This window comes from Salibacterium aidingense DSM 18341, assembly GCF_000429685.1.
GTDB classification, from domain to species: Bacteria; Bacillota; Bacilli; order Bacillales; family Marinococcaceae; genus Salibacterium; species Salibacterium aidingense.
The window spans coordinates 98,763-117,592 of record NZ_AUCI01000001.1 but is presented as its reverse complement, the minus strand read 5'-3'; the positions used below and the strand labels follow the sequence as shown (position 1 = coordinate 117,592).

Annotated in this window: 16 protein-coding genes; 7 read left to right on the top strand and 9 right to left on the bottom strand. The window is 44.5% G+C overall.

All coding sequences use genetic code 11. The features are described from left to right. Nucleotides 1-43: 43 nt before the first annotated feature. Nucleotides 44-706: a GntR family transcriptional regulator gene (locus G475_RS23865; RefSeq protein WP_051301998.1), complete on the bottom strand. Its 663-nt coding sequence runs from the start codon at nt 704-706 to the stop codon at nt 44-46. 390 nt (nt 707-1,096) lie between these two features. Between G475_RS23865 and G475_RS0100575 the strand changes: the two genes are divergently transcribed. The 3 genes from G475_RS0100575 to G475_RS0100565 are packed head-to-tail and all read left to right on the top strand — an operon-like array spanning nt 1,097 to nt 4,555. Next, nucleotides 1,097-2,086, top strand: coding sequence for a 2-hydroxyacid dehydrogenase (locus tag G475_RS0100575; RefSeq protein WP_026699593.1), 990 nt, complete (start codon nt 1,097-1,099; stop codon nt 2,084-2,086). Nucleotides 2,087-2,115: 29 nt separating this feature from the next. After that, nucleotides 2,116-3,489 carry an aspartate aminotransferase family protein gene (locus G475_RS0100570; protein WP_026699592.1) on the top strand — a complete coding sequence of 458 codons (1,374 nt, stop codon included), beginning with the start codon at nt 2,116-2,118 and terminating at the stop codon, nt 3,487-3,489. Further along, entirely contained in the window at nt 3,473-4,555 is a 1,083-nt protein-coding gene (locus G475_RS0100565; RefSeq protein ID WP_026699591.1) for a tartrate dehydrogenase, read from the top strand. The genes G475_RS0100570 and G475_RS0100565 overlap by 17 nt, the downstream gene beginning before the upstream one ends. Before the next feature lie 112 nt (nt 4,556-4,667). Here the strand turns inward: G475_RS0100565 and G475_RS0100560 are convergent, their stop codons facing one another. After that, on the bottom strand, nt 4,668-4,898 hold the full coding sequence (locus G475_RS0100560; protein WP_026699590.1) for a YgdI/YgdR family lipoprotein: 231 nt from the start codon (nt 4,896-4,898) through the stop codon (nt 4,668-4,670). A 654-nt stretch (nt 4,899-5,552) separates the two neighbouring features. Between G475_RS0100560 and G475_RS26205 the strand changes: the two genes are divergently transcribed. Continuing rightward, nucleotides 5,553-6,041: a hypothetical protein gene (locus tag G475_RS26205; RefSeq protein WP_156911591.1), complete on the top strand. Its 489-nt coding sequence runs from the start codon at nt 5,553-5,555 to the stop codon at nt 6,039-6,041. Nucleotides 6,042-6,086: 45 nt separating this feature from the next. On the opposite strand, the gene G475_RS0100550 is transcribed toward G475_RS26205, so the two are convergent. From G475_RS0100550 to G475_RS0100520, 7 genes are all read right to left on the bottom strand, one after another. After that, the gene (locus tag G475_RS0100550; protein ID WP_026699589.1) at nt 6,087-7,163 is read right to left on the bottom strand and encodes an isocitrate/isopropylmalate dehydrogenase family protein; all 1,077 of its coding nucleotides are present in this window, start codon (nt 7,161-7,163) and stop codon (nt 6,087-6,089) included. A gap of 19 nt (nt 7,164-7,182) precedes the next feature. Then, nucleotides 7,183-8,685 (bottom strand): FAD-dependent tricarballylate dehydrogenase TcuA, encoded by a 1,503-nt coding sequence (gene tcuA / locus G475_RS0100545; protein ID WP_026699588.1) that lies wholly within the window; start codon nt 8,683-8,685, stop codon nt 7,183-7,185. A gap of 33 nt (nt 8,686-8,718) precedes the next feature. Further along, nucleotides 8,719-9,918, bottom strand: a complete 1,200-nt coding sequence (locus tag G475_RS23855) for a 2-methylaconitate cis-trans isomerase PrpF family protein (protein WP_051301996.1) — start codon at nt 9,916-9,918, stop codon at nt 8,719-8,721. A gap of 169 nt (nt 9,919-10,087) precedes the next feature. Continuing rightward, nucleotides 10,088-10,528, bottom strand: a complete 441-nt coding sequence (locus G475_RS0100535; protein WP_026699587.1) for a tripartite tricarboxylate transporter TctB family protein — start codon at nt 10,526-10,528, stop codon at nt 10,088-10,090. Next, complete coding sequence (locus G475_RS0100530; protein ID WP_026699586.1) at nt 10,521-12,011, bottom strand: tripartite tricarboxylate transporter permease; 1,491 nt, start codon at nt 12,009-12,011, stop codon at nt 10,521-10,523. Before G475_RS0100530 ends, G475_RS0100535 begins: the two co-directional genes overlap by 8 nt. Before the next feature lie 53 nt (nt 12,012-12,064). After that, nucleotides 12,065-13,180, bottom strand: a complete 1,116-nt coding sequence (locus tag G475_RS0100525) for a type 2 periplasmic-binding domain-containing protein (protein WP_035709721.1) — start codon at nt 13,178-13,180, stop codon at nt 12,065-12,067. 121 nt (nt 13,181-13,301) lie between these two features. After that, nucleotides 13,302-14,162, bottom strand: coding sequence for a LysR family transcriptional regulator (locus G475_RS0100520; RefSeq protein ID WP_026699584.1), 861 nt, complete (start codon nt 14,160-14,162; stop codon nt 13,302-13,304). 146 nt (nt 14,163-14,308) lie between these two features. On the opposite strand from G475_RS0100520, the gene G475_RS23850 reads away from it, so the two are divergent. The 3 genes from G475_RS23850 to G475_RS0100505 all read left to right on the top strand — a co-directional run bounded on the left by G475_RS23850 (nt 14,309) and on the right by G475_RS0100505 (nt 18,724). Continuing rightward, nucleotides 14,309-15,232, top strand: coding sequence for an NAD(P)-dependent oxidoreductase (locus G475_RS23850; protein WP_051301994.1), 924 nt, complete (start codon nt 14,309-14,311; stop codon nt 15,230-15,232). Nucleotides 15,233-15,359: 127 nt separating this feature from the next. Further along, nucleotides 15,360-17,372, top strand: a complete 2,013-nt coding sequence (locus G475_RS23845) for a transporter substrate-binding domain-containing protein (protein ID WP_051301993.1) — start codon at nt 15,360-15,362, stop codon at nt 17,370-17,372. Continuing rightward, nucleotides 17,369-18,724, top strand: coding sequence for a sigma-54-dependent transcriptional regulator (locus tag G475_RS0100505; RefSeq protein WP_026699583.1), 1,356 nt, complete (start codon nt 17,369-17,371; stop codon nt 18,722-18,724). Before G475_RS23845 ends, G475_RS0100505 begins: the two co-directional genes overlap by 4 nt. The last annotated feature ends 106 nt before the right edge of the window (nt 18,725-18,830 follow it).

Here is an 18,830-nt window from a genome sequence, read left to right as displayed (position 1 = left end):
GAAAAAAATAGCAGTGCGGTGGAGAAGATCTCCTCCGCAAGTATTAAAAATGACTGCCGATCTGCTTAATGTGAGCCTCAGCTAACCGCGCTACATGGTCTTCATCCTGTGCTTTCAGCGCATCGACGAGGATTTCGTGCTCCTTTGTAAACATCGATTTATTCTCGGAATAAAACGATTCAAGCTGGGATAAGAAGGTGCGGATCTGCATCTGTATAATGCCGTATGTTTTAACAATCCGGGTATTACCGCATTGGTTAACCAGAAATAAGTGAAATTCCATATCCAGGTTAAACAATTCATACCAGTTTTCCGCTTCAATCTCTTCTTTCATCGAAGCAAGTATGTCATCCAGATAGGAAAAATCCTGAGCCGTCATATGGTGGACCGTTTTCCGCAGAGCCGGTACTTCAATAAGGTTGCGGAGTTCATTAATTTCCTCCATGTCTTCCTTTGTAAAGTTGTAAACAAACGTGCCTTTTCTGGCCTTGTTAGTAATCAATCCTTCATATTCGAGCGTTTGAAAAGCTTCGCGCAGTGAACTGCGGCTCACATCAAGCTCCGTAGAAAGTTCCGTTTCCAAAAGGCGCTCCCCGTAATTCAATTCTCCGATCCAAATCCGTTTCCGCAGTTCATCAGCGACCATCTGGCTTAGCGACTGTTGTTTAATGGCCCGCGGATTATGGTTCATGATCCTTGATTGCATACATCAACGTCCTTTATTGAGAAAATTTATTCTTGTTTCTGTTATATCAAAAATAAAGCAGGTAAAGCGAGCCATGATGTTTATTGTCTAATAACGATTGTCGACAAAAATGAAAGCGTTATCCCATATCTTAAGGATCACTTTCAGAAATGTCAAACTGTTTTTTTGAAAAGAAAGAAAGCCTGGCTGAAACAGGCAGTTGTTGTTGCGTTGGCGTCTATGTAATCATTGTTTCACTGCAATATCAATTGTTTTGGAAGAAAACATATCATAGTAATTTGACTTGCTATTTAAGAAAAAAAGATCAATTGACAAACATAAAGAATTGTGTGACATTGAATATAATTTCATTAGCTGTTTGTCGTTTGTCGACAAAAGGGAGAAGGTAGTGTGAAAAAACAAAAAATCATTGCTTATAAGCGTGTTAGTCCGGAGGTGGTTAAAAAACTGCGCGAGGACTACGATGTGGCGGAATTTACAGGAAGAGAAAGCTTATCGGACCCAGCTTTTTTGCAGGAATTGGGGGAAGCGGCAGGAGTAATTGGTGTAGAATGGAAAGGAACCGAGGAAGTGCTGAAACACGCACCGAACCTCCGGGTGGTAAGTAATATCTCTGTCGGCTACGACAATCTTGATTTGCCAGCATTAAGCAGACGGGGAATTTTGGCGACGAACACCCCGCATGTCTTAACGGATACCACAGCAGATGCGGTATTTGTGATTCTAATGGCAGCGGCACGCAGGGTGTGTGAACTCGATCAGTATGTAAAAAACGGAGAGTGGCAGACGGTGCTGCCGGCGGATAAATTCGGCGTTGATGTTCATCATAAAACCCTTGGTATCATCGGCATGGGGCGGATTGGGGAAGCTATCGCGAAACGGGGCCATTACGGGTTTGATATGAATATTCATTATCATAACCGTTCCCGAAAGCCGGAAGTGGAACATAAATATAAGGCCTGGTACTGCGGAATGGACGAACTGTTGGAAACCTCGGATTTTATCTGTCTGATGACGCCGCTCACTTCTGACACCCATCATCTGATTGGAAAAAAAGCTTTTAAAAAAATGAAATCGTCTGCTGTTTTTGTGAATGGATCGCGCGGGAAAACCGTGGACGAAAAAGCATTAATAGAAGCTCTCCAGACAAATGAAATCCGTGCTGCAGGCCTGGATGTGTTCGCGGAGGAACCAATGCCCGCGGATAATCCGCTGCTTTCTCTACCCAATGCGGTGACACTGCCTCATATTGGAGCGGCCACGTATGAAAACGAGCACCGTATGGCCAGCCTTGCCGCAAAAAATTTAAAGGATGCCCTGTCCGGGAGAAAGCCGGACCATCTCCTGAATCCGGAAGCATTTAATCAAGAAGAAGCATAAACATAGAAAAGAGAAAGGATGATACCCATATGACTACAACCAATCGTTCGTCGGAAGATATGAAAACGCGGGACATGGAAAGCATTTGGCACGCCATGCGGCCTTACAGCAACAACCCATCTTTGATTGTAACCGAAGGGTCAGGGGCATGGATAAAAGATATCGACGGGAATGAATACTTGGATGGAATGTCCGGACTTTGGTGTGTGAATGTTGGATATGGGCGGAAAGAAATAGCCGAAAAAGCGTATGAACAGATGCTGAAAATGCCGTTTTATCCGCTGACTCAAAGTCACACCCCGGCCATTGAACTATCGGAAAAATTAAATGAATGGCTCGGCGAAGATTATATTTACTTTTTTTCGAACAGCGGATCGGAAGCCAACGAGACAGCCTTTAAAATAGCACGCCAGTATTTTCACCAAAACGGGGAGCCCGGACGGTATAAGTTTATTTCCCGTTATCGTTCCTATCACGGCAGTTCGATGGCAACGCTTGCTGCAGGCGGGCAGACGCAGCGTAAGTATAAGTACGAGCCGCTTGGCGAAGGCTTTATTCACGTGACGCCGCCGGACAGTTACCGTAAACCGGAGGGGCAGTCTCTGGAGGAATACAATCGGGCCTGCGCAGAGGAAATTGATAAAGTGATAACGTGGGAAGCAGAAGAAACAGTTGCTGCGGTTATCATGGAACCCCTTATTACCGGGGGAGGGATACTCATGCCGGATGAAACATACATGAAACGGGTGAAAGAAATATGTGAAAAACACGGAGCGCTTTTGATTTCCGATGAAGTGATCTGTGGGTTCGGCCGTACCGGCAAGCCGTTTGGTTTTATGAATTATGATGTGCAGCCGGATATGATTACGATGGCCAAAGGAATTACAAGCGGCTACATGCCCCTTTCTGTTACGGCGGTCCGCAAGGATATCTATGAGGCGTTTAAAGGAAGTGATGCAAACGATCATTTCCGGCACGTTAATACATTCGGCGGTCACCCGGCAGCCTGCGCAGCAGCGGTGGAAAACATGAACATTATCGAGAAGGAAGGCCTGGTGGAACGGGCAGCAGATATGGGGAGGAAACTCCGCATGGCCCTTGAGGATTTGACAGAACTTGAATACGTCGGAGATGTGCGCGGCAAAGGATTGCTCGTCGGCATCGAACTGGTGAAAGATAAATCAACAAAAGAAGCCCTTGAGGAAAGCCATTTGAAAAAAATTCTCGCCGCCTGTAAACAGAACGGACTCCTCGTCGGTAAAACCTCCGATATCGTCCAGGGACAAAACAATATTATAACGATGGCCCCGCCCTTTACAATCACAGAAGAAGACCTAGAGTTTATCATTGCAACATTTAAAAAGAACGTAAAGGAGCAGCTGAGTAATGTCAAAAACCCATAATATTGCTGTAATCCCCGGGGACGGGATTGGTCCAGAGGTCCTCAGGGAAGGCCTTCGCGTGCTGGATAAGGCTGCTGCCCTCGATGGGGGATTTTCGTTTCATTTTACGAGTTTTCCGTGGGGGTGCGGTTTTTACAAAGAACACGGTCAAATGATGGCAGAGGACGGAATCGAGCAGCTCCAATTCTTCGATGCCATCTACCTTGGTGCCGTCGGCTATCCCGGGGTTCCCGACCATATTTCTCTGTGGGACCTGCTTCTTAAGATCCGCAAAAGCTTCGATCAGTATGTCAACCTGCGGCCGGTTAAACTCTTAGAAGGGGCCCCGTCTCCATTGGTGGAAGAAAAAAGAAACATTGATATGCTTGTAATCCGGGAAAACAGTGAAGGGGAATACGCCGGAGCCGGTGACCGTCTGTACCGGGGGCAGCCGGAAGAAGTGGCTCTGCAGACCGGCGTTTTTTCCCGGAAAGGGACCGAACGAATCATCCGCCACGCGTTTGAACAAGGGCGGCGTTACGGTAAATCGGTCACAAGTATTAGCAAAGGAAATGCCCTGCAGTATTCGATGGTGTTCTGGGATGAGGTGTTTGCCGAAGTGGCCGAAGAATACCCGGATGTCCCTTCCTACTCGTATTTGGTCGATGCGGCAAGCATGTTTTTCGTGCTTGACCCCGGGCGTTTTGAGATTGTGGTAACGTCGAATCTTTTCGGCGACATCGTTACCGATCTTGGGGCCGGCCTTGCCGGAGGTCTCGGCCTTGCCGCAGGCGCAAACATCAATCCTTCACGAAAATACCCTTCCATGTTTGAACCTGTCCACGGCTCCGCCCCCGATATCGCCGGGAAAGGAACAGCGAACCCGTTAGCTGCGGTCTGGTCGGCCAGCCAGATGCTTGATTTTCTTGGGGAGGAGAAATGGGGGAGTGCCGTCCTTCGGGCAATGGAGGAAGTGATGACAGCTGGTTCGCCTCTTACACCGGATATGAAAGGCAATGCTACGACCGAAGACGTCGGAATAGCTGTTGCTGAGGCCCTGCAAAAACCCGGGGCACATGAGAGGTAGAACTTTTTTTAAAATGGAGATACCATTAAATTTTCCTCCATGCGATACATCAAATGAAAAGACTACTATACAAAAAGCTTCAGCCCTTCCCCGGCTGAAGCTTTTTGCTGCATTAATTCACGTTCTGCTGCTGGCGCTGGCTGCGTTTAACGGCCTGCCCGAGCCTGATCAGCTTGACATCGTTTCGATGAAATTGATGATAAATGCCGTTTGCACTGGTGAAGCAAATCATCCCCTCTTCCTCGTTTACTTTTTGAATGGCGTCCTCGGCCGTTTCAGCATGGATGACTCGTGCTATAGTAAATTCTTTCTCCAGGTAATAAAGGACTTTAAATGATTTCATGTCGACAACCCCTCCTTTCATCATAGTAACATGACAATAGGGAGAAAAGAGAGAATTAATAACAAAGGAGGATTTGCGATAAAATAGAATGATATGAGTAATATTTTTATTTGTCTATAAGTAATGATTATAATCTTTAACTAATGTTTATGTAAAAATTAACCTGATACTTCTATGGCTTTTAATTTAAAATTTTTAACTGTCGTGCTAAAATTAGTTTCAGTTTATAGGTCTAAAATCTTAATTGAATGTACTATAAATTTTTTTACCAGGATATTTGAATTATATAGGGGGATGAACGATTAGGCCTCTACCGGGAGATGAAAGCGGGGCAGAATAAGGTGAAGATAACCGTAAAATATGCCTTCTATTCCTTTTATGTCGTAATCTCCTTCCATTAGAACGATTCACTATCTGCTGAACAAAGTATTCAAATGAAAATATTTTATCTATCATTTAATAGGAAGAATCAGCAAGTTAAATATTGACTTTAGTCCTACAAAAAGGGTAAAATTTTTATGGATTAATGATCAATATTTATCCAATAATTACATATATTTCTACATAAAATCATTATTTTCGACAAATTTTAATTGAAGAAGGTGAATGGGTGTGCTTCATCATTTAATCACATCAAAAACGAGATTACGACTTATGCTGAAATTATTCCTTGATCCAGGAACGGAAGGATACTTGCGGAGTTTGACGAGAGAATTCAGTGATTCCACGAATGCCGTGCGGGTAGAATTAAATCGATTCGCAAACCAGGATATGATTATATCAAGAATGGAGAAAAATCTGAAAATCTATCGTGCGAACGAGGAGCACCCCTATTTTTTTGATATCCGTGATCTTGTCCGGCGGTATATGCAATGGGACAAGCTGGTTGAAAATATCGATTTGGAGAGGGTGAAGAATATATTTGTAATAGAAGAGAAATCGACCCAACAATTTTATCGGTATGTGATAGAAACGGTAGATGGTCAAAACTGCGAGAAGACGGTAGCGGGTTCGCTGCAAGTGTTATTGAAAGAAAGACGGGAAATCAATCGAATGCTGCACTCAAACAAACCATTCATCCAGGTTTGGAATAACCGTGCCTGGCACGCCCCGGTTTTTGTCGAAAGTGAATGTTCTAAATAATACTCTGTTGAAGATGTTTAGATTAGGTGATTTGTGAATGCTTTGTTACTCTAAAGAATTAAGGGACTGGGTAATATATTGACCGAACCTTTTTGTGGACAGGTTCCCTCCGATATCCTTCGTGCCATTTCCATCGGCCAATGCTTTTTCCACTGCTTTTTCCATGGCATAAGCTGCTTGCAGGGCTTGGGGATCCTGATGGCGGATACCCAGCCATTCCAGCATCATTTTCGCCGATAGGATCTCTGAAACAGGATTGGCGATATTTTTTCCCGCAATATCGGGAGCGGAACCATGAGTGGCTTGGGCTAATAGGAAAGAGTCCCCTGCATTCAATCCGGGGGCCAGGCCCAGACCGCCAATAAGGCCTGCGGTCTGGTCCGAAAGAATATCGCCGAACATGTTAGTAGTTACGATTACGTCGTAGTCCTGAGGGTGTTGTACAAGGTGCATGGCAAAAGCATCGACATGGTAATCGTCTATAAAAATATCAGGGTAATGTTCTCCAATTTTTTGACAGCTTTCATAAAATAGACCGCATCCTTTACGAAGTACATTCATTTTGTGAATAATAGTAAGGTGTTTTTTTCGCGCAGCTGCTAATTCAATCCCAATTTTGGCTAACCTTTTGGAAGCTTTGCGGGTAATGAGGCGGAGGGAGAGGACGGTGTCCGGATCCGGCATGAATTCGCCGGAATGGTCGTATAAATTCCGATCCGCATACATTCCTTCTGTGTTTTCTCTGACAACGATCAGATCGATACCGCTGAATAAAGAAGGGACCCCATGATAGGTTTTAGCCGGTCGAACGTTAGCGTATAAGTCCAATTCTTTTCTTAAAAAACCGCTTGGGTTTACCATGTTTGAATTTGAAATGTCATACGCGTGAGTTGATAAAGGGCCAAGTATGCCTGCGTCCATCGCCTTTAATGAGTCTATTGTTTCCCGGGGCAGAGTAACGCCCTGACGATGGTAAGCTTGAAGTCCAATCGGCAGATACTTGAAATGTAATGCTAAATTGCTGGTTTGGGTTTGTACTTCTTCGAGAACATGAATGGTTTCCTCCATTATCTCCGGACCGATTCCGTCTCCTTCCAGAACACCGATTTGATACGTTCCCATCTGTTTTAAAGCCTCCTTCTTATGTGTTGTTTTTTAGTGATTCGACGTATTCAGCGGCAGAGGCACCGGCAAGTCTCCCGAACACAGCGCCGGACATTAATCCGGACCCGCCGGGATAGTTTTCATAAAAAATCCCTCCGATCATTTCACCAGCCGCAAACAGACCATAGATTGGTTCATTATCGGCAGACAGCACTTCCCCGTTAGGCCCGGCCTTTACACCACCAAAGGAAAAAGTAATGCCGCACGTGACCGGGAAGGCGTAAAAAGGTCCTTGTTCTATTCGAAGGGCCCAGTTGCTTTTAGGCGGTTTAATGCCTTTTGTCTTTTTCCCGTCTTTTTCATTGGGGAAAAACGATCCATCTTCGACGGCATGATTGAATTCATTCATTGTATCTAAAAAGGCTTTTTTATCGACGGGAAGTTTGTCCGCCAGTTTTTCCAGGCTGTCCGCGGTGAAGGAGGTGGCTTCCTTTTTATCATATTCTTCCCTTAACAGGGGTCGAACCTGCATATCGAATATCTGAAAGGCCATAGCGTTGGGTTGTTTTAATATTTCTCTTCCATATTTGGCGTACGTGTAATTTCTGAAATCTGCCCCCTCATCGACAAATCGTACGCCGTATTGATTGACCATAATGCCGAGGGGATAGGAATGTTTTTTGAAAATATCCCCCGGTTTTGTGAAATCACCTACTTTAGGTGCATTATAATCCGTTCCGATGGAATGGCAGCCGCTCCAGTCTCCATAAGGAGCCGCTCCGGCTTCTAAAGCCATGGATAAGCCATCTCCTGTATTGAATTCCGTACCGCGTACAATCGCGGCTTCCCATTCAGGCCCTATATGTCTGGTACGCATCTTTTGATTTGCTTCAAAGCCACCGCAAGCTAAAACGACACTGCTTGCAGGGATAACATGCCTTCCATCCTTTTTCTCTACGTCAACAGAAGAAACTTGATTATTTTTTTTATTTATCCTTATAGCTCGGGCTTCATACCAAATATCAATCCCAAGGTCTGACGCCCGTTCATTCAACTTTTTTATTAATCCTACTCCGATGTTTTCTGTTTTAACGGGAAGTCCTCCCCAAAAATGATGTTTTCCGTTTTTTTTAAAAGACTGATTGTCATAGTTCAGTTGAAAGGAAATTCCATGTTTATGCATCCAGGCTATCGTGGGATAGGATTGCCTGGTTAACTGCTTTGCTAACACCGGGTCGCTCTGATTTTCGGTGACACGCATCAAATCATTATAATACTTCATTTCACTATAAGCCGGCATTTCAATCGCATCAGCTTCTTCTTCTGATAAGGAAACGATTTTGCGAATATCATCCAGTCCGTTAAAAGCAAAACGGATAGCGCCATCGGTGAAATAAGAATTTCCGCCTCTTTTTTGAAACGGTGCTTTTTCCAGGACTAAAACGCGGCATCCTGCTTCTCTTGCAGATATCGCGGCACATAAAGCAGCGTTCCCGGCACCGGCAACGATGATGTCATAGGAAAGATTGTGTTTATCCATGATTTCCTCCTTGTTCTATCAACGAGAGATAAACTAAAATTTTTCATAGCTTTTTACTGCGGCATCAGATGGTTTTGGTTTTCCTTCAAATACGGGAGCCGGCACGTAAGCAAGCCCATCCATCAGCCTTCTTGAAGTACGCGGAACGGCCGAGCGGGTAACATGGTATTCTCCATTGTTCCATTCTACAGTGACACTGAAGTCCATAGTTCCGGAAGGATGCCCAATTCTGATGTCCCCGGTTTCCTGGTGAGAACTTACGTCATGCACAACGGTTCCTTCAATCAAAGCAGCTGTGGAAGTGCAGATCCCTCCCGTTACTGCAAAGGCTTTATGCACTTTCCCCATTGCCATCGCTCTTGCAGTGAAGTCTATGTGACTTTTATCTACGGCTGTGCCTAGGCCTTGATAGGACTGTCTTTCCGATACAATAATGACTTTTGGGATGGATTGGGATCTTGTGGCTGCCTCCTTTTTTGTAGGAACAAACTTGAGCCTCAAGGCTGCTTCTGCTCGTATGTCTTCCAGTAAAACCAAAAGTCTGGGATTGTTTTCAATATCATGAGGGGGCTCTGAACCGCTTATACCAATATCCCGCGCTTTGACGAAGACAGCCGGGGTGGAGGCGTCAACGATACTGACGATGATTCGTTTTCCGTTCTTTAATTGGAAAATATCCTTTTCCTGCCCGGTTGGAAGGATTTTTCCAGTTATGGCTCCCCCCGAGTTTACAAAGTTAAGCATAATTTTAGCTCCGGGGTTAGGGACACCTGGTATATAACAATCTCCGGTAGTCAACGCTTTGCCATCTGCTACAGGGATTTCTGCTTCAATAATTTTATCTGTATTCGTGTTGTATATCCGTACGACAGTGATCGGTTCAACGGCTTGGACCATTCCCTCATCAACTGCATAAGGACCCACTCCTGAAGAGATATTTCCACAATTACTTCGGTAATCAATATGGGCCTGGTCGATGGAAACCTGACCGAAGGTATAATCGACATCCGCATCTTTACGAAGAGAAGGTTTTATTACGGCGACTTTGCTTGTTAATGGGTCAGCGCCTCCTAACCCGTCAATCTGCCGTATATCAGGACTTCCATAAAGAGACAAAATAACGTTTTCTCGAATGTCCGGATCAGAGGGAAGCTCGTTATCCATCAGATAAACCCCTTTGCTCGTGCCGCCTCTGATAATAGCGGCCCTGATCCTCTTATAATCTCTGGCCATCTTCTTCACTCCTTTTTACTATTCTTTGATATGGATTAAACAAAATGTTACATGAGGCATTTCAATAATTAAAATATTGATAATTTATTATTTATCATAAATAATATTTATGGTATTGAGGAGGAAAACCCACCCTATACTGTCATGAAGCAGCGGGTTTTCCTTTACTTCACCATCCCATCAAGTTCTCGGGCCAATAAAGGTTCATGTATATACTAAAAAAGTTTAAAAATAATAAAACAAGCACGGTGGTTCCGGCAGTTTTCCACCAATTCAGTCTTGTTTCCATAGTCAGAAACAGGATTAAATAGGTTCCGGTTGCTGCCATAAGACCAAAAATATAAATTAGCAGAACATATCCTATAATCCACCCGATATATTTTGTTGGAGCCTTGATTTGAAGGTTAGGAGACTTTTTTTCTTCTTTATCCCGGATCCATTCTTTTAATAAAAAAATAGTTTGAACAGTACAAAAAACAGCGCCGATGATAGAAATGTAAAAAGGAAAGAATCTGGCCAGTTCTGTGAAGCCGGCTGCTTCCCAGGCCATCCCGCTGAATAGGAGCAGCAGGAATAAAGAAAACAAAAGAGAAGCTGTTTTTTTATCCATTGCGTGCACCTCCTTGTTGGATGCTGCTGCTGATACGTTTAATCAAAAATCCTCCAAAGAGTAAGAACAAGATAATTATAAAAATAAAAATGACTATAGGATTAGTTAACCAGGTCCATTCGTACCGCTCCACTGAAATCCATAGATACCGTTCTGCCGATAAGGACAACACAAAACCAATCAATAGCGGAGCCCGCGGCCAATCAAGACTTTCCATAATCAGACCTAACAGTCCTATTCCAAGAAAAATGAATATATCCCCCCAGGCAAAAGAACTTTGATAGGCACCGAGAATAATGATAATAATCAAAAAGGGGATAAGTTTATTGGCTGGTACAAAACTAAGGCTTGCTATCGGCTTTGTCAGCAAAATACAAAACATAACTCCAATGATATTTGCAAAGATGAGGGTCCAAATAATGGATAACGTGACATTCAGATCCGAAGTCAGCATGCTTGGTCCTGCTTCCAGGCCCATTAACGTTAAACCGCCTAATAATACAGCTGTTGTGCCGCTGCCGGGGATGCCGAAAAGCAAAGTTGGGATCAGTGCCCCTCCTTCTTTTGCATTGTTCGTGCTTTCAGGGGCAATAACGCCGCGGATATCCCCCTCCCCGAAGTAATTATTTTGAGTTGTTTTCTTCGCCACGCCGTAACTTATCCAATCCACGACGCTTCCTCCCAGGCCTGGAATGAAACCAATAATTGCTCCGAATACAGCACTTCGCAGCATCAGCCATTTATTGGCGATAGAAGATTTGATTCCTTTGAGAATTCCACCTGAAAGAGGCGGGGAGTCAGAAATACTTCTATTGGCTGTCAGCATATTAACCAAAGCAGGGAAAGCAAACAGCCCTAATGCTATTACAGCCAGTGGGATTCCGTTCGATAGATAGGGGGAGTCAAAATCATAACGATATTCAGGGACCGCAGGAGCACTTCCAACCGATCCGATCATCATGCCAAGCAGCCCTGAGATTAATCCTTTCAGCGGCGACCTTCCTGCCAATATCCCGACCATACTTAATCCAAGCATGGCGAGCATAAATAATTCCGGGGAGCCAAAGGATAAAATGAGGGGTCTTGCCAAAGGAATTGTAAGGTATAGGGCCATACCTCCCAAAATTCCTCCAATCATGGAACAAAAGAAAGCTGCCCCCAGCGCACGGGACGCTTCTCCCTTTTTTGCCAAAGGATGACCATCCATGATTGTCGCCTGTGATCCAGAAGTTCCCGGGATTCCCAACAAAACAGACGGAAAGGTGTCACCGGTGTGAACCACGGCTACCATCCCTATGAGCAGGGCCATTCCCGAAGTAGTATCCATTCCGAACACGAAGGGAAGAAGGAGTGACATTCCAACGGTTCCGCTTAATCCGGGCAGGAGTCCTACCGTCAAACCGATCAAGATCCCCAAAACCATAAATCCTGCACGGGACGGATCTAGTAAGGTCAATAAGGCTTCTATGGCTGCTTCTATCACAGTACACTCCTCCTTATGTGAAAGTAGTAAGAACATTCTGGGATAATTTTCAGCTAAAGCTCTTCCACGTCCGTGTCATATTCTTCCAGAAGGAATTCTCTCACCCATTCAACAACATCCTCAGAAGTATTATTCATATTGTTTACGAGTTCCTGCAATTCTTCCTGATCAAAAGGTTCGTACTCTTCCATCACCTTTTCGCTTTCTGCAAGAAATTCTTCATTTTCTACCATCTCTTCAACGGAGTTTTTAAGTGCCTGTTTGGAAGCCTCTGGAGCGTCGTCATGAACCCAGATGATTTTTTGAACGGTATAGGCAGCGCTTACAAAGTTTTTATAGGCATCCCAGGTAACACCGGAAGGCTTTTCGCCATGGATTTCTTCATAAACTTCTTGTAATGCAGGGGTATCCGGAAAAGCAGGATCCCGTTCCATTTCGCCTTGGTCATTTATTTGTCCAAATGTAAAAAGAGGCACAGCTTCCCCGGATTCCTCCATTGGCTCCACATTTTCTTTATAAGCAGAAGTTGTTTGGTAATCGATATTGCTTTCTCCCTGCTCAAATGCGATTCGTGAGGGTCCCCGCCCTTCATATCCCATTACGGCTTCGACATCCAGGTCCAGTACTTCAAAAGCAAGCAGGGTAACAAGATCAAGACCACTTGCACTAATTCCGGCATAGATTAATTCTTCATCAACTTCCTGCAGATCTCCGGGTTCTTCTATCCCGGTGGAAGGGGAGGCATAAACCATACCGCCTGTTGGAAAACCAAGCACTGGATTCAGCTTGGAAAGGTCATATTCCACAGAAGCCTGATCCAGCAAAAAAGGGATATGAGTGGAGCCGCTGGTAGCCAATAAATTCGTGCCGTCAGGTTCCATCGTATTTGCATATTCATTTGATCCGGTAATACTCCCGCCTCCGGGAATATTCTCGGGCTGAATATCAGGCTCCCCGCTCAAAAACTCGCCGAAATAGGGAGCAACAAAGCGCCCAAACACATCGGTGCCTCCCCCGGTATCATAAGGAATAACCAGGGAGACATCTTTCTCCTCGTAAAACGAAGCAGGATCTTCAACCTCTTCATTTCCGGCAGATTGGGTATTACATCCTGTTAACCCTGCCCCTGAAATTAAAATTAAAACAGCCAAAATGGGACGCACACTCATAATGAAACCCCTTTCATTTTTGATTAATCGATATTTTCAAAAAATTCAATGTATCTAAAGGCTAAATCAGCTAGCATAATAAGTAAAATAATTATTTTTTATTCAAAAATATAAATAATATTTATGAATCGTCCGGATGATGGAAATAGGAACGTATGAAATCAGCAAATACTTGAACAACGGACAGCTTTAATGCACGTTCGTCGTAAATCAGCCATGTTTTTCTGGACTTAGCGTTTATGTCCTGGGCATAAAGGGGGTCAGAAGCACGCAAGCCGATCCGTGGGATAATGGCAAAACCCAATCCGTTTTTCACCATTTCTTTACAGGTTTCAATCCGGTCCACCTGCATCATCACAAAAGGGGGCTGGTTAAATTCCTGCTTCCACCAGCTGTCAATCGTATGTTTTAAGCTGATATCTGTTGTATAGCTGATCATTGGTAAGCGGACAAGTTCTTTAAGCTGCAAAGGTTCTTTTGATATTACACAAAGGTTTTCTTCACTCAACAAATGTTTTTTTCCCTGCCATAATATTTCTCCCCGGACGATGCCCAGATGAACTTCAGACTGCTCCATCAGGGACATGATTTCCGAACTTAAGCCGGTATGGACGTTTAACTGGACCTGGGAGTACTGGCGGAGAAAATCTTTTAATATATCTGGTAAACGATAGAGGGCGAAGTGTCCGGAAGTGCCAAGCCGTAGATTTCCATTAATATGTTCTCCCATATTCAGTACTTCATCTTTTGTTTTTTGCAGTTCATGGATCATTTTTTTGGCATATTGGAGTAAGTGTTCTCCTTCAGGCGTAAATTCGAGTCCCTTTTTTTCCCGTAGCACAAGTTTTGTCCCAAACTCCTTTTCCAGATGATTTAAACGATAGGTCAAAGCAGGCTGGGATATATATAACCGCTGCGCAGCTCTTGTAATATTTTTTTCTTCGTTTAATATGTGTAAAAGTGACCAGTCTTGTTCATTCATGGTATCCCTCATTTCCAATAAAAAATTGTTTATGGAGTTATGCCGGCGGTTCTTAGTCATTCTATCATTTTCTGGCGAATGAAAGGATTGTTTAAATCAAAAAAGTATGCTAGAAGTATTGTTTAAATAGGGAGGAGGAGAAGGAAATGAATATTTTAATTCTTGGAGATTATGAAAATGTGTATTCTGCCTCGGAAGCAGCCGAACGGTTAAAAAATAAAGGCTGGCATATTACATCGATAACCCGTCCTGTGCGTTCCGAAGAGGTTCCAGCGTTGGCAGAAGATGCTGAAGCGATCGTGCTGGTGCGGGAAAGGACGCCGATGAACCGGCCGGTAATTGAACAGCTTCGAAAGGTCAAATTAATATCCCAGACTGGGAAAGGAACAGCACATTTGGATACAGAGGCCCTGGAAGAGATAGGAATTGATCTCAGAAAGACTCCCGGCGGAGCAAAAGCTTCAGTCGTAGAATTAACGATTGGACTTATGATTGGAGTTTCCCGTCAATTTGCCCTTCATCAGCATTCTTTTCAAAAAGGAGAATGGATCCAAAACCCGGGCATGGAACTAAGAGGGAAGCAGCTTGGTATATTAGGATTCGGCTCCATTGGCAGAGAGGTAACGACGGTTGCCCAGGCTTTAGGAATGCGTGTCAAAGTATGGCGGCCAACCGGCGGGGATGGATTAGAAAAGGATTATAATGTGGAAGCTGCAGAATTAGAAGAGATTCTGCAAACGTCTGATGTCATCAGTCTGCATATGCGATTCACCCCGGAATGGGAAGGCTTTTTAACAAAAGATAAGCTCTCACTCATGAAAAAACATGCTGTTTTTATTAATACTTCCAGAGGTGCATTTGTTGAGGAGGATGCATTGGCCGAATTAATTGCGAAGAAAAGCATTGGAGGGGCAGGGATCGATGTTTTTGGTGAAGAACCGCTGCGCGATCACCCCTTCCTCCGTAATACGGATAATATATTGCTGACCCCCCATATTGGTTATGTCACCTTCGATGTGCTGCAACGTTTCGCAGAAGCAGCCTTGACCAACGTAGAACAGTATTTTTAAGGTGCCTGTCACGCCCCGGTTTTTGTCGACTCCTCCAAATCAACAATTGCCAGGTTGTTTGTTTTTCAGTATGTTGAAGATAGATTCATAGAAAGCGTTATCATGGCTTATGAAGTGGGGCTTTGGGATGGTAAAGTATATCATCAGCGCAATAATAATAGGAATGATGGGAACGATGTGGTCCGCCGTCTCTGCTGAGGAGAGGACGGAAAACGAGAGGGAGCTCGTTGCTGCGTATGATCCGGACAGGCCGCCTTTTCACTTTCAGGAAGACGGGGAGCCTGCCGGGTTTGCGGTAGAGATCCTGAATGAAATTGAAGCCAGGGCACCGGTTCAGGTAACTTTTGTACCGAAGAGGGAACGGGAAGCGATTGCTGCGTTAGAAACAGGGGAGGTGGATATCGTCATCGGTGTGAGTTATTCTGAACAGCGGGCGGAAACGATGGAATTTAGTAATTCCTACTATTCCAGTTCCGCCGGTTTGTTCGTGCCGGAAGAAACAGCCGCGATAGAAAGTGTCGCCGATGTTTCCAACCATACAGTAGCTGTCAAAACCGACAGTGTGGAGCGTGTCTTCCTGCAGAACATACGCCGTATTCAATTCAACGAAACCAGCAGCCTCGATCAGGCGGTAAAATTGATGATTCGAGAGCGTGCCGATGCCCTGGCTGGAGAGGTTACGTCAACGGAAGAACTGCTGGAGCAGTATGGGGAAGCAGAACGATTCAGGGTGGTGGATCATTATCTCGCCCCGATTGAATTTTCTTTTGCGACTTCCGCGGAAGATTATCAGACGCTGCGTCAATTAAATAACGGCCTGAAGAGTATTCATAATGATGGCACATACCAGGAGCTATTTCGCGAGTGGTTCCCGGAAAAAGATGCGTCACGTCAGACGATGTGGTTAGCCCTTCAAATTGTGGGGACGGCTTTGCTTGTAACGGCAGGGATCATTTTCTTGGCGGTGCGCATTAACCGTAAACTTCAAAAGGAAGTGGCCCGTCAAACGGAACGTCTGAACGAAACCAACCGTTCTTTACAAGAGCAGATAGAAGCGACCAGAAATAGTAATGAATTTCAGAAGCAGATCCTTCAATCCAGTCCGCGCGGCTTGATGACCATCGGCCGCGATGGCACGATTACTTCCTGTAACCCTAAGGCTGCATTGATACTGAATACGGTAGAAACTTTAGCAGGGAAAAGTTACCAAAATGATGACCTCCTTTATTATTTTTTAAAAGAAAAATGGGAGCGCGTGCTTCATGACGGGAAGCAATTTCTTGGAGAAGAAAGGGACTGGGTGCGCCCAGATGGGATACGGCTCCATCTTCGGACGTATATTTATCCATTGTATAATTTTGAACAGGATATTGTAGGGGTCATGTTTTCGTTTGAAGATATCAGCGAGGAAATGCAGGTACGCTACCAGGCTTTTGAACATGAAAAAAATCAGGCGTTGAGCCGTGTGGTTGCTGGGATAGCCCATGAAATCCGAAACCCGTTGACTTCTATTAAAACGTTCATAGATTTACTGCCTTTCAAGTTCCAAAGTAAACCCTTTCGGGCAAAAGTCACTGCTCTTGTCCCGCAGGAAATGGAGCGGATCAATCAACTGATTGAAGGATTGATGGATTACAGCAAATCGCGGCCTGTGCAGCAGGAAGGTCTAGATACCTCTGCTTTGCTGAAAAGTTGTCAACTGCTGTTTGAGCGGACTGCAGCAAATAAAGGGGTTATGATTGAGGTCTCAGTAGAACCGAATTTATGGATCTTAGCGGATCGGCAGCAGTTGAAACAGGCAGTGATCAACCTGGTGATTAATGGAATGGATGCTCTGGCAGAACAATCATCGGCTGAGGAAAAAAGGGTGCTTTTACAGAATTACAGGCAGAATAACAAGGTATGCATGGAAATTAAGGATAACGGACCGGGGATGAGTAAGGAAGTGCAGCGGCAGGTTTTTGAACCTTTTTATACGACAAAAACAGAAGGGACCGGTCTGGGACTGGCCATAGCAAAACAGCATGTAGAAGAAAACCAGGGGTTCTTTCAAGTGTGGAGTGAACCAGGAGAAGGAACTTCCATCCATCTGATTTTTCCTGAATATCAGCCGGCTGAAGAAAGGAGTGATATGATATGAATGGCTCTATTTTAATTATTGATGATGAGCCTTCCATCTGCACATCCCTCGAGTTCGCGCTGGAAGATGATTATTATGTCTGGAGCGCGACCAATGTGGAAGATGGCTTTCATATACTGAAAGAAAACATGATTGATCTTTGTCTTCTGGATTTACGGATCGGACGAGAAAATGGCATGGATGTATTAAAACAAATAAAAGCGTTCGATCGAAACATTGTTGTGATCATGATTACGGCTTATGGCAGTATTTCTTCATCAGTGGAAGCTCTGCAGGCAGGTGCGTACTCTTATCTAACGAAACCCTTGAACATGGATGAGCTTCATTCCGTGCTGCAACGGTCTTTTCAATATGTGAAACTGCACCGGCAGGTCAATTACTTAACCAATGAACTGGATAAAAAGTACAGTCAGGAAGGATTTCTGGCGAGAAGCCAATCCATGCGCAATGTATTTAAGTTGATGGATAAAGTAAAACAGGTGAACACGAATGTATTAATTACAGGAGAGAGTGGAACAGGAAAAGAGCTGGCGGCACGTTCGCTCCATTTTTCCGGACCAAGGCAGCGTGAACATTTTGAAGTGGTAAACTGTGCAGCAATTCCGGAACAGCTTCTTGAAAGTGAATTATTCGGCCATGAAAAGGGAGCATTTACTGGAGCGGTCCAGACCAAGAAGGGAAAATTTGAGGAGGCGGAGGGAGGCACCATTTTTCTCGATGAAATCGGGGAGATGCCGCTGCCGGTTCAGGTCAAGCTGCTGCGTGTTCTGCAGACAAAAGAAATTGTCCGGTTAGGATCCAATCAAACCCTTTATCTGGACGTCCGGGTGATCGCAGCGACAAATAAAGATCTCAAAGCAGAGGTGGAAGCGGGACGGTTCCGGGAAGATTTATACTTTCGTTTGAATGTCATTGAATTGCATCTGCCCCCGTTACGGGAGCGGAAAGACGATATTCTGCTGCTAACCAGGCATTTTATCCAAGTGTTAAATGAGGAATTGAATACTTCGATTAAAGGGATGACAAAAAGAGCGCAGCAGTATTTAGAAATGTATTCTTTTCCAGGAAATATCCGAGAATTACGCAATATTATAGAATCTTCGATGGTGATCACGGAAGGGGAATATATTGAAGAGGAGGATCTGCCGGAGACAGTAGCTGCCGTTGAAGGGCAGGAGATTAATACGGATCTCCCCGGGGAAGCAGGCCGATCCTTGAAGAAGGTGGAAGAAGAACATATTAAACGGACTCTTGAGGTTTTCAACGGCCGCCGGAAACGGACGGCACAGGCTCTGGGGATCAGTGAACGCAGTTTACGGGATAAAATCAAACGCTATCATCTATCGGAATAGAAAGCGGCAACTTTTTCCACACCGGCAAAAGTTGCCGTCTTGTTTGAAGGGATTTTTTGAATGCGTTTCCAAAAACCCTGTGTTAAAGGGCTCTGCAATGCTGGCA